Below are 12,263 nucleotides of genomic sequence, written 5' to 3'. Positions count from 1 at the left end.
AAAACGCGTGCCCTTCTGGGCAAGGAAACCGGGATAGGCGGCATTTTGCAAGGGATTCCGACGCCCCCCCTGCATAGAGTTTGAACGTTTGGTGAAAAACTAAGCGCTTTGGCTCAGATTAAAGAGCTGTGGACAAGAGGCGTTTTGCACTTGGCGGCGGTCGCCGCCATGCGTTAGCTTACGGCTCAAATGAGCAGTCCCTCCTTTATCCATCTTCGGGTCCATACCGAATATTCGCTTCTCGAAGGCGCAATGCGGCTTAAGAAATTAAGCGGCATGGTCTCCGATATGGGCATGCCCGCGGTCGCCGTCACCGACACCAACAATCTGTTTTGCGCGCTGGAGTTTTCCGAATACGCCAAAGGCGCCGGGGTTCAGCCGATCATTGGCTGTCAGGTGGATGTGGCATTTGCAGGAGGCGAGCCGGGCGAAAAAGCCAAGCCGCCTGCACCGATCGTGTTGTTGGCGCAAAATGAGCAGGGCTATGAGCATCTGATGAAGCTCAATTCCTGCCTCTACATCGACAAGCACGGTGCCCTGCCGCAGGTCACGGTAGAGGAGTTGGAGCGCTATTCTGCGGGTCTGATTTGTCTCACCGGCGGCGCGCTGGGCCCGATTGGGCGGATGATCACCGAGCATCACAAACCACAGGCGCGCGCGCTGTTGCAGCGGCTCAAAGAGATCTATCCAAACCGGCTTTACGTCGAACTCCAACGCCATCCGGGCGATGACGGCCAACACACCGAGGCGGAGCGGCTGTGCGAGCGGCCTTTCGTGGAATGGGCCTATGATTTGGGTCTGCCCTTGGTGGCGACCAATGATGTCTATTTCCCGAAAGCGGAGATGTATGAGGCCCATGATGCGCTGATTTGTATTGCGGAAGGGGCCTATGTCGACCAATCCGAGCCGCGTCGGCGTCTGACCGACCAGCATTATTTCAAATCTCCTGCGGAAATGGCCGCACTCTTTGCAGACCTGCCGGAAGCGATTGAAAATACGGTAGAAATCGCCAGGCGCTGTGCGTTCAAGGCGTATAAGCGCGACCCGATTTTGCCGAAATTCGCCGATGACGAGGTCGAGGAACTGCGCAAACAGGCGTGGGAGGGGCTTGAGGCCCGTTTGGCGGTGATCGAACCCGCCGCCCCGCGTGAAGAATACGATGCGCGACTGAAATTCGAGCTTGGCATCATCGAACAGATGGGGTTTCCCGGCTACTTTTTGATCGTGGCCGATTTTATCAAATGGGCCAAAGACAATGGCATTCCGGTTGGGCCGGGCCGGGGGTCCGGGGCGGGCTCTCTGGTCGCCTATGTGTTGACCGTCACCGACCTTGATCCGCTGCGCTATTCTTTGCTGTTCGAACGGTTCCTGAACCCCGAACGTGTGTCGATGCCCGATTTCGACATCGACTTTTGCATGGATCGCCGTGAAGAGGTGATCAAATACGTTCAGCAAAAATATGGCCGCGACAAGGTCGGTCAGATCATCACCTTTGGCGCGCTTTTGTCCAAAGCCGCCGTGCGTGACATCGGTCGTGTGTTGCAAATGCCCTATGGTCAGGTTGATCGTCTGTCAAAATTGATCCCGGTGGAGGGCGTCAAACCCGTGTCCATTCACCAAGCCCTGATTGACGAGCCGCGTCTGCGCGAAGAGGCCAAAAACGAAGAGGTTGTCGATCGGCTTTTGACCTACGGCCAACAGGTTGAGGGGCTGTTGCGCAACGCCTCCACCCACGCCGCCGGGGTGGTGATCGGGGACCGTCCGATTGACGAATTGGTGCCGCTCTACCAAGATCCGCGCTCTGACATGCCTGCGACCCAATTCAACATGAAATGGGTCGAACCTGCGGGTTTGGTCAAATTCGACTTTTTGGGTCTTAAAACCCTGACCGTGATCCAATCGGCGATGAACCTGATTTTCAAATCGGGTCGGCCTTTGCATGTCGCGGCGGATGGCACCACGCTTTACGAGCCGCCCGACGGTGCGGAAAACGAGATCAACCTCATCCCGCTGGATGATGACAAGACCTATAAGCTCTATTCAGACGCCAAAACGGTCGCGGTGTTTCAGGTGGAGAGCTCGGGCATGATGACCGCGCTGCGCCAGATGAAACCGACCTGTATCGAGGATATTGTGGCGCTTGTGGCGCTTTATCGTCCCGGTCCGATGGAGAACATTCCGACCTATTGCGACGTGAAACACGGGCGCAAAAAATTGGAATCGGTGCACCCGACGATTGATCACATTCTGGCCGAGACCCAAGGCATCATCGTGTACCAGGAACAGGTGATGCAGATCGCTCAGGTCATGGCGGGCTATTCGCTTGGCGGTGCGGATTTGCTGCGTCGCGCCATGGGGAAAAAGATCAAAGAGGCGATGGACGCCGAACGCCCGAAATTCGAGCGCGGCGCAGGTGAAAACGGTGTTGATAAGAAAAAGGCCTCTGAGGTCTTTGATCTGTTGGAGAAATTCGCCAACTACGGCTTCAACAAATCCCACGCGGCGGCCTATGCGGTGGTGTCCTATCAAACCGGCTGGTTGAAGGCGAACCATCCGGTTGAATTCATGGCCGGGGTCATGAATTGCGATATTCACCTCACCGATAAATTGGCGATCTATGCCGAAGAGGTGCGTCGCGGTCTTGAGATCGAAATCATTCCGCCCTGTGTGAACCGCTCTTTGGCGACGTTCGATGTGGTCGATCAAAAGCTGGTCTACGCGCTGGGCGCGCTCAAAAACGTCGGCGGCGAGGCGATGCAATTGATCGTGCGCGCGCGGGACGCGGGCAAACCTTTCGTCACCCTGTTTGATTTTGCCCGCCGGGTCGATTTGAAACGCGTCGGCAAACGGCCTTTGGAAATGTTGGCACGGGCGGGCGCGTTTGATCTTTTGGACCCCAACCGTCGCCGGGTGTTCGAAAGCCTCGATCCTTTGGTGCAATATTCCGCCGCGATTCACGAACAAAAGGCGTCAAACCAAGTGTCGCTGTTTGGCGATGCGGGCGAAGATTTGCCCGAACCACGGCTGTCTCCGGTGAACGATTGGGTCGCCTCCGAACGGTTGATGGAAGAGCAAAAAGCCATCGGTTTTTTCCTGTCGGGTCACCCGCTGGATGACTACGCCAGTGCGTTGAGACGCAAGAAAATCGGTACCATTGCGGATGCTCAGGCCAAGGCCGAGGCTGAAGGTTCCGCCATCGTCAAAGTTGGCGTCATGGTGTCGGGTTTTCGCGAGATGAAATCGGGCAAAGGCACCCGCTATTTCCGCATGAATATTTCCGACAGCACCGGGCAATTGTCCGGCATCGCCATGTTCCCGCGCAAAGATGATTTCGACATCTCGCGGCAGGTGTTTGAGACCACGGATAAGGTCGTGGTCACGCTTGAGGGGCGGTTCAACGATGGCCAATTTGATCCGACCATTCGTTCGGTCGGCCCGATGGAGGCCGCCGTGGCTGACGCAGGCGGGGCGGGTTTGCGGATTTTCTGCGACGATGTGGTGGCGATTGCGCAGGTCGGTGATCTGTTGACCCGCACCACGCGCGAGGCCAAACAACCGGCGCGCGGGGCTGTGGCCTTTTGTATCATGGCGCCGGACTATCCCAACGAAGTGGACATCGACATTCCGCAATCCTTTGTTATAACGCCTGAAATCAAAGGGGCGATCAAATCGCTCGACGGGGTTGTGACGGTGGAGGATCTGTGATGAGGACGAGGCGTCCGCTTTTGGCCCATATGCTTGTGGCCAGTGTGGCCTTGTCCGCCTGTCAGCTTCAGACCCCTGTGGACCCGCCAATTTCCAACACCGACGTCCCTGCCGCAGGCTATTCTCAGGCGCAATTGTCCCGCGCCTTTGCCGCTGCCGCAGAGGCCGCGGAAAGCGAAGACGCCACAGAGGTGGCGGAAAAATCGGGTCAATCATCGGGTCAATCAAAGGGGCTTTTCGCCTTTTTAAAGCCCGTACCGCCCGAGGTCTCGCCTTTGAGCGGCACCGAGATTGAGGTGGTGGCGGGCACATCTCCTGAACAGAGCGCGACGTTGATTGCGATGCCTGAGGTGGCTGATTTGGCCGTGGATGAGGCACAGGGCGATCCGGTTGACGAGGTGAAAACGGGCGGGCTCTTTGCGTTTTTGAAGCCGAAGCCCCCTCTGCGCCGGCGGAAACCGAACCTTTTGCTGCGCGGCCAGAAACACTTGGTGTCCCCGCTGTGCTTCCGGCACCAGACGAGGCCCCAGATGCCGCCGAGCCGCCTGAGACCCAAGCGCCCAAAGCCTCTGCTGCGCCGAACAAGCCGCTGTTTGGGTTTTTGAAGTCCAAGACCACCCATGGCGCCCCGAAGTCCACGGTTCAACCCGGCGAGGTCCTGCCTTTTGGTGAGGTCGGTATCGCCTGCGAAGCCAACAAACGCAGCATGGGGCGTGAGGTCGATCAGTTCCCGCGCGAGGGCACAACGGTTTGGCGGCTTTTTGATACCGATCCGGCCAACACTGGCCCGCGCACGCAGTTTATCACAGGCTTTGCCGATGGCTGTGCGCGTCAGGTGACGGCGTCCTTGGTGATGTTTGGGGAGGCGGGCCTACATGAGGTGCTGCGCTACTCTGACAGCAATGAGGCCGATTGGTCACAAGCCGACAAAAGCTATGAAGCGATCAAATCCTCAACCTGTGGTGTGAAGCGCAAACAACGCTGTCCGGCGGATAAGGTGGGGCTTTTGGAGAAACAACTGGCCTTTGTGTCAGTCTATCCGACCTTTGGCGCGCCGAAAGGGTGGTTGGAATTGTTGCTCCACAATGGCGATGTCATGTCCGAGGAAATCCGCTGAGGCGTATGAGTTTCGGCCACATTTTCCAACGGATCATATGACGTTTACCAATGCGGCGGACGTTGATCGGCCAAGGCCACAGTGCCCTCGCCATCGGATTGACGTACCGCTTCCGCCTGCATCAACATGCCAAGACGCCGACCGATCACTTCGATCTCGCGCTCTTGCCGGGCCACAATATCGGACAGCTCATCCACCGTTTTGCTCAAATGCGCGACCTGTTCCTCAAGTGCAAGGGTGCGATCTTCGGTACTCATTCTGGCTCTCCCGTTAACGTAATCTGTGACGTGACTGACCTTGTGGTCCAAGGATACGGCAGTTTGTCCCGGTTTTCACCCGTCGGATGCGGTCCCCGGCTTGCCCCTTTGGCCCTCGTGGGCTATGCCGCATCCGGTGACAGACGTAAAGGACAGGCCATGGCCAAGCCCAAGAAAACTCCACGCCCCAAGGCGATCACGCCCAAAGGCTTTCGCGACTATTTTGGCACCGAGGTGACCGAACGCAAAGCCATGCTCGATCAGATTGCGGCGGTCTATCATCTCTACGGCTTTGAGGCGCTCGAAACTTCGGCGGTGGAGACGGTGGAGGCGCTTGGCAAATTTCTGCCCGATGTGGATCGTCCAAATGTGGGGGTCTTTGCCTGGCAAGAGGAACCCGAGGCGGAAAAACCCGGTGATTGGTTGGCGCTGCGTTATGATATGACCGCGCCTTTGGCCCGTGTTGCTGCACAGTATCGCAATGAGTTGCCCGCCCCCTATCGCCGTTACGCGATGGGCCCAGTGTGGCGCAATGAAAAGCCCGGACCCGGACGCTTTCGCCAGTTTTATCAATGCGATGCGGACACTGTCGGCGCGCCGTCCGTGGCCGCAGACGCCGAGATTTGCGCGATGCTGTCCGATACGCTTGAGGCCGTTGGCATCCCGCGCGGCGATTACATCATCCGCGTCAACAACCGCAAGGTTTTGGACGGGGTGTTGGAGGCGGCGGGGCTGCCCGACACCGAAGAGTTCGCCGATGTGCGTGGCATCGTCTTGCGCACGATTGATAAGCACGACAAATTTGGGGACGAGGGCGTTATGGCGCTTTTGACCGAAGGCCGCAAAGACGAAAGCGGTGATTTCACCAAAGGCGCGGGTCTTGCGACCACGCAGGTTGATTTGATTTTGGGCTTTGTGAATGGCCGCCAAGAGGACAATGCGTCCACAATTGCGCGTCTTGGCACGCTGGTCGAAGGGGCACAAACCGGCATTGATGGCGTTGATGAGCTGCGCCAGATCGCCGATCTTCTGGCCGGGCAGGGCTACGGCCCGGATCGCATCGTGATTGACCCGGCGGTTGTGCGGGGCTTGGGCTATTATACCGGGCCTGTTTATGAGGCCGAGCTGACCTTTCAGATCGAAGATGAAAAAGGCCGGGTGCGCGATTTTGGCTCGGTTGCGGGCGGCGGTCGCTATGACGATCTGGTCAAACGCTTCACCGGCCAAGAGGTCCCGGCCACCGGCATGTCCATCGGTGTCGATCGGCTTTTGGCCGCGCTGACCGCCAAGGGCCGGATGGGCGCAACCGCGCAAGGCCCGGTTGTGGTCACGGTGATGGATCGCGACCGAATGAATGATTACATGGCGATGGTCACCGAGTTGCGCCAAGCGGGCATTCGCGCCGAGGTCTACCTTGGCAATCCCAAGAATTTTGGCAATCAACTCAAATACGCTGACAAGCGGATGAGCCCGGTGGCGATCATTCAAGGCGGCGATGAAGAGGCCAAAGGCGTGGTGCAGATCAAGGACCTGATCCTTGGCACCAAACTGGCGGAAAACGCCTCGCTTGAGGAATGGAAAGACCGCCCGAACCAATTCGAAGTGCCCCGTGGTGACATGGTCGCCAAGGTGCGCGAGATCATTGAAAGCTATGCCTGATGCCCCGCACTGACATTCCAAAAGCCGCCGTGCGCGCCGAGGCCGCACGCCTGAAATCGAGTTTCGAGGCCAAGGGTGCGCATCCGGTGGAGATGGATATTCTGCTGCCTGCCGAGGTGCTTTTGGACCTCTACGGCGAAGACATCCGCGCCCGCGCTTATATGAGTACGGACCCGGATCGCGGCGAAATGATGCTGCGCCCGGATTTTACCGTGCCCGTGGTTCAGGCCCATATGTCGGACGGTGCCGAACCGGCGCGTTACACCTATGCGGGCGAAGTGTTTCGCAAACAAGAGGTGATGCCCGAGCGCGCCAATGAGTATATTCAGGTCGGCTATGAGGTGTTTGACGGGACCAATCCCGCCGATGCCGATGCCGAAGTCTTTGCCGCGTTTTCTGATGCGCTTGCGGGCTATGATCTGCGTGCTGCGACAGGCGATATTGGCATTTTGGTGGCCGCTGTGCGCGGGCTGAAAACCACAGAACGCCGCCGGAGCGCCTTGTTGCGTCACATCTGGCGGCCCCGTCGGTTTCGCGCGCTGATGACCCGGTTTTCCGAGGGCGGGACAGACCTGCGTCAGCAAAACCTCGAACGCGTGACCGCCAATTTGGCAGAGCCAGAGGCCCCCTTTATTGGCCTGCGCACCCAATCCGAGATTGACGCGCGCATTTTGGCGCTGAAAGAAGATGCCAATGAGCCGCCCATCGCAGAAGCCGAAATTGAGCTGCTTGATGACATTCTTTCGCTGAAAGAAACCGTGCCGCATGTGCTCTCCGCGCTGCGCGACATCACGGTGGATATGCCTGCGATCTCTGAGGCGGTCACCCGGTTGAGCCGCCGCGCTGATGCGATGGCGGCGCGTGGGGTTGATGTCGAGCATCTCGAATTCGAGGCCTCCTATGGCCGGACCTCGATGGAATATTACGATGGGTTTGTCTTTGGCTTTTACGCCGAAGGCCGCCCGGATTTGCCGCCCGTGGCCACCGGCGGGCGCTATGATGCGCTTACCTCCGTGTTGGGGCAGGGGCGGTCTATCCCAGCCGTTGGCGGCGTGATGCGGCCCGGTTTGATGTTGGCTCTGAAAGGAGACGCGTGATGGTTGTCAAACTCGGCGTGCCCTCCAAGGGCCGGTTGATGGAAAAGACCTTTGAATGGTTCGCGCAAGCGGGCATCACCCTATCGCGCGCGGGCGCTGAGCGCGAATATTCAGGTGTGGTCGAAGGCATTGACGGGCTTGAATTGGTCCTGTTGTCGGCCTCTGAGATTCCCCGCGAATTGGCGGCTGGGCGTATCCATTTGGGCGTCACAGGGTCTGATCTGGTGCGTGACAAACTGGCCGCTTGGGACAGCAAGGTGATGGAAATCGCGCCGATGGGGTTTGGCCATGCCGATCTGATCATCGCGGTGCCGAAAGCCTGGGTCGATGTCGATACGCTGGATGATCTCGATGCCGCCGCCGCCGCCTTTCGCGTGCGCCACGGGTTTCGCCTGCGCATCGCTACCAAATATCACCATCTGGTGCGCGAGTTTTTGAAAACCAATGGCGTGGCTGATTATCAACTGGTTGATTCGCAAGGCGCGACCGAAGGCACGGTGAAAAACCTGACCGCAGAGGCGATTGCAGACATCACGTCAACGGGCGAGACCCTGCGCGCCAACCACCTTAAAATTCTCAATTGCGAGCCGGTGCATAAATCCCAAGCGACGCTGTTCAAAAGCCGCACAGCCGCGTGGTCTGATGACACGCGGGCAACCATGGTGTCACTCAAAGAAATGTTGGGGATGGGCGACTGAGGTTCAATTGGCCTCAAACACGCCGATCAAATTCTCTACCGGGACAAATCCGCGACCGCCTATGTCTTGGGGCAGGCGGCTGTCTGCTGCGTTGTTCCGCGAATCGCCCAATACAAACACATGTCCTTTCGGGACCGTGACCTCAGCCATGGTGTCAAAACGGCTCTCGCCCGTCTCCAAAATCTGGTAGCTGGTGCCATCCGGGAGGGTCTCGCGCAACAGCGGCACCTCACAACTGGCTTGGCCGCCACAGACACTGCGGGCGTAGTGTGCCGCATTTTCCTCTGAAATTAGGAAGATTTCATCCGCTTCCTGCGGCAGAGGCGCGCCATTCAGGATGACCACGCCGTCCTCTAGCGCAATCCTGTCGCCCGCAAGGCCGATGAGGCGAAACACAAATGCCGATTGGCTGCGCGTGTTCTTGAAAACAATCATTTGCCCACGCTCTGGCATCAGGGTGGTGCCATAATGGGTTGCGATGGGACAGGCGCCTATGGGCAAGGTCGGGAGCATCGCAGAGGAGGAAATACGAAACATTTCGTGACCGCCAAAGGCACATTTCAAACAGAGACAGCTGGCCTGAGCGGCGGTGGATGTGGTGATAAAAAGGGACGCTAAAATGAGCAGACGCCGTAAAGACATGTGTCAAATCAATCCAATCTCGGCCAAGGTTTGCGCCAGTTCTGGCGGCAATTCCTGTTCGCTTTCGCGGCCCTTGGGCAGGTCTGCGGGGGCGTCTTCGGGTTTGAGGTAGCGCCAGCCTTGGAACGGGCGGCGGGTGGCATTTTGGGTTCGGATCAAAGGCTTGGCCAAGACGATGCGACAGCGCCGCACGCCATCTGCGCCGATCACTTCCTCAAGGGCTGTGATGCGCTGACGGGCCTGAATCACGCCCTTAATGACCCAATACAGAGACCCGCCATTCAAAAGGGCGTCCTCTTGTTTCGGCCACATCCGCGTGACATGGCCGCGGGCCTCACCGGGGGCGGCGTCAATATAGGCCTGGAGCTGATCAAAACTGTCGACACCCACGCAAAGTTTTACTAGATTTATGTGGTTGGACATCATCTACCCCTATGTGTGGTGTCCAAACTAGATCTGCACAGCAAATATTCAAGCGACATTTTCGCGCCTTGCGCGTTGATCTTGGACCTATAGCACGATACATCCCGCCGTCTAAACCGCTGACTCGAACAAAATCGGACCCTTGCACATGACACGTTTTGCCGCCCCCATCGCCGAACAAATTTGGGATATGAAATATCGCCTGAAAGAGGCGGGCGGAAAAGCGGTTGATCTGACCGTCGAAGACAGTTGGCGTCGCGTTGCACGATCGCTGGCCTCTGTCGAAAAAGACAGCGCGGCGTGGGAAGAAAAGTTCTACAGCGCGCTTGAGGATTTCAAATTCCTGCCCGCAGGCCGGATTTTGGCAGGGGCTGGCACGGGCCGCACCGTGACCCTGTTCAACTGTTTCGTCATGGGGACGATTCCCGACAGCATGGGCGGCATTTTCGACATGCTCAAAGAGGCGGCTTTGACCATGCAGCAAGGCGGCGGCATCGGCTATGATTTCTCCACCATTCGCCCCAAAGGCGCGGATGTGATGGGCGTGGCGGCGGATGCGTCTGGTCCGTTGTCCTTTATGGATGTGTGGGATGCGATGTGCCGCACGATCATGTCGGCCGGCTCGCGTCGTGGCGCGATGATGGCGACGATGCGCTGCGATCACCCCGATATCGAGAATTTCATCGAGGCCAAACAAGATGCCGCGCGGTTGCGCATGTTCAACCTTTCGGTTTTGATCACCGATGATTTCATGGAAGCGGTTAAGGCCGATGGCTCCTGGGATCTGAAATTCGGTGGCAAGGTCTATCACACGGTTGAGGCGCGGGATCTTTGGAACAAGATCATGAAGGGCACCTATGACTATGCCGAGCCGGGTGTGATTTTCATCGACCGGATCAACAAGCTCAACAACCTGAATTACGTCGAGACCATCGCCGCGACCAACCCCTGTGGCGAGCAACCTTTGCCGCCTTATGGCGCCTGCCTTTTGGGCTCGATCAACTTGGCCACTTTGGTCGCAAACCCGTTTGCGCCGGGCGCGGAGATGGATGAGGCAAAGCTGTCTGATCTGGTCGCCACCGCCGTGCGGATGATGGACAACGTGGTCGATGCCTCGCGCTTCCCGCTTGAACAACAAGCCCAGGAAGCCGCCGCCAAACGCCGGATCGGCCTTGGTGTCACCGGGCTTGCCGACGCTTTGTTGATGATCGGTCAACGCTATGGTTCCGAAGAGGCCGCCGCGACCTGTGAGAAATGGCTCAAGATGATTGCCCGCGCCGCCTATCTGGCTTCGGCTGGCTTGGCCAAGGAAAAAGGGGCGTTCCCGCTGTTTGATGCGGATAAGTACCTCGCCTCCGGGTCGCTTAAGGATATGGATCAGGACGTCAAAGACGCGATCCGTGAGAACGGCATTCGCAATGCGTTGCTGACCTCGATCGCGCCGACCGGGACGATTTCGCTCTATGCGGGCAACGTCTCGTCGGGGATCGAGCCGGTGTTCGCCTATGCCTACACCCGCAAAGTCTTGCAAAAAGATGGGTCGCGCACCGAAGAAGAAGTGGTCGATTACGCCGTCAAAATGTACCGCGACACATTCGGCGCGGATGCGGAGTTGCCCGAATATTTCGTCAACGCTCAAACGCTCGCGCCGCTCGATCACGTGCGGATGCAAGCTGCGGCCCAGAAATGGGTCGACAGCTCAATCTCCAAAACCATCAACTGCCCGGAAGACATCTCTTTTGACGATTTCAAAGAGGTCTATATGGCGGCGTGGGACAGCGGCTGTAAGGGCTGCACCACCTATCGCCCGAATGATGTGACAGGCTCGGTTTTGAGCGTGTCCGAGACCTCGGAAGCGACGCCGGAGTCGGATGAAGGTGCCGAAGTCGTCTATCTGTCCGAGCCGCTTGATCGTCCGCAACAGCTTGAAGGCAATACATATAAACTGAAATGGCCGGATTCTGAGCATGCGATTTATGTCACCATCAATGACATCGTCCATGGCGGTCATCGCCGCCCGTTTGAGATTTTCATCAACTCCAAGAACATGGAACATTTCGCCTGGACCGTGGCGCTGACGCGGATGATTTCGGCGGTGTTCCGGCGCGGTGGCGATGTGTCTTTCGTGGTCGAAGAACTCAAAGCCGTGTTTGATCCGCGCGGTGGTGCATGGATGAAGGGCAAATACATCCCCTCAATCTTGGCGGCGATTGGCGGCGTGATCGAAACGCATCTGGTGGAGACCGGGTTCATCGAAGGCGAAGGCATGGGCTTGAAGGCCGACCCGCAAGCCGAAGTCGCCGTCATCGGTCAAAAGCCGCGTGGCAAAGCCTGTTCGTCCTGCGGCCAATACGACATGCGCATGGTCGAAGGCTGCATGACCTGCGGCTCCTGCGGCTATTCCAAATGCGGCTGAGGGGAATTGATGCCTTTTTGTGAGACCTGTTTCGGCGGGCAATTGAGGGACATTCCGGCTAAAAAAACGGACTCTTGCTGGGTATAAAATGACCACTGGAAGCTAAGTCTTTGATAATGCTTGATCTGAAGAATGCCGGTCCGAGAGGTCCGGCATTCTTGCGTTCCGGGCGGTCTCCTTGGCGCCCAGGTTGACCCGGCCGGCGCCATGTTCTCATAACGTTCTCAAGGATCCGGATCCTCTGACTGA

General features: G+C 57.9%; 10 protein-coding genes. 7 read left to right on the top strand and 3 right to left on the bottom strand.

All coding sequences use genetic code 11. The annotated features are described in order from the left end of the window. The first annotated feature begins 189 nt into the window (after positions 1–189). Genes dnaE through DA792_RS13765 form a run of 3 tightly spaced genes read left to right on the top strand, consistent with a single transcriptional unit; the run spans position 190 to position 4,822 of the window. The gene (gene dnaE / locus DA792_RS13775; protein WP_107720431.1) at positions 190–3,705 is read left to right on the top strand and encodes a DNA polymerase III subunit alpha; all 3,516 of its coding nucleotides are present in this window, start codon (positions 190–192) and stop codon (positions 3,703–3,705) included. Further along, positions 3,705–4,310, top strand: coding sequence for a hypothetical protein (locus tag DA792_RS13770; protein WP_159075276.1), 606 nt, complete (start codon positions 3,705–3,707; stop codon positions 4,308–4,310). The genes dnaE and DA792_RS13770 overlap by 1 nt, the downstream gene beginning before the upstream one ends. Further along, positions 4,208–4,822, top strand: coding sequence for a hypothetical protein (locus DA792_RS13765; protein WP_159075275.1), 615 nt, complete (start codon positions 4,208–4,210; stop codon positions 4,820–4,822). Before DA792_RS13770 ends, DA792_RS13765 begins: the two co-directional genes overlap by 103 nt. A 44-nt stretch (positions 4,823–4,866) precedes the next feature. Here the strand turns inward: DA792_RS13765 and DA792_RS13760 are convergent, their stop codons facing one another. Next, positions 4,867–5,079 carry a SlyX family protein gene (locus DA792_RS13760; RefSeq protein WP_107720428.1) on the bottom strand — a complete coding sequence of 71 codons (213 nt, stop codon included), beginning with the start codon at positions 5,077–5,079 and terminating at the stop codon, positions 4,867–4,869. Positions 5,080–5,238: 159 nt separating this feature from the next. Here DA792_RS13760 and hisS point away from each other — a divergent pair, with 159 nt between their 5' ends. From hisS to hisG, 3 genes are read left to right on the top strand one after another with little or no spacing between them, the layout of a single operon-like run. Continuing rightward, positions 5,239–6,738, top strand: a complete 1,500-nt coding sequence (hisS, locus tag DA792_RS13755) for a histidine--tRNA ligase (RefSeq protein ID WP_107720427.1) — start codon at positions 5,239–5,241, stop codon at positions 6,736–6,738. Continuing rightward, positions 6,738–7,835 (top strand): ATP phosphoribosyltransferase regulatory subunit, encoded by a 1,098-nt coding sequence (locus tag DA792_RS13750; RefSeq protein WP_107720426.1) that lies wholly within the window; start codon positions 6,738–6,740, stop codon positions 7,833–7,835. Before hisS ends, DA792_RS13750 begins: the two co-directional genes overlap by 1 nt. Continuing rightward, positions 7,835–8,533 (top strand): ATP phosphoribosyltransferase, encoded by a 699-nt coding sequence (hisG, locus tag DA792_RS13745; RefSeq protein WP_107720425.1) that lies wholly within the window; start codon positions 7,835–7,837, stop codon positions 8,531–8,533. Before DA792_RS13750 ends, hisG begins: the two co-directional genes overlap by 1 nt. A gap of 3 nt (positions 8,534–8,536) precedes the next feature. On the opposite strand, the gene lepB is transcribed toward hisG, so the two are convergent. Continuing rightward, entirely contained in the window at positions 8,537–9,070 is a 534-nt protein-coding gene (gene lepB, locus DA792_RS13740) for a signal peptidase I (RefSeq protein ID WP_159075274.1), read from the bottom strand. 108 nt (positions 9,071–9,178) lie between these two features. Further along, complete coding sequence (locus DA792_RS13735; RefSeq protein ID WP_107720423.1) at positions 9,179–9,598, bottom strand: DUF1489 family protein; 420 nt, start codon at positions 9,596–9,598, stop codon at positions 9,179–9,181. Positions 9,599–9,746: 148 nt separating this feature from the next. Between DA792_RS13735 and DA792_RS13730 the strand changes: the two genes are divergently transcribed. Further along, a complete protein-coding gene (locus DA792_RS13730) occupies positions 9,747–12,014 on the top strand; it encodes an adenosylcobalamin-dependent ribonucleoside-diphosphate reductase (RefSeq protein WP_107720422.1) in 2,268 nt (755 codons plus the stop codon). Positions 12,015–12,263 lie beyond the last annotated feature (249 nt).

Origin of the sequence: Celeribacter baekdonensis, from assembly GCF_003047105.1 — a bacterium.
Taxonomy (GTDB): domain Bacteria; phylum Pseudomonadota; class Alphaproteobacteria; order Rhodobacterales; family Rhodobacteraceae; genus Celeribacter; species Celeribacter baekdonensis_B.
Note: the sequence above shows the minus strand (reverse complement) of the source record. Positions and strands in the feature narration are given on the sequence as shown.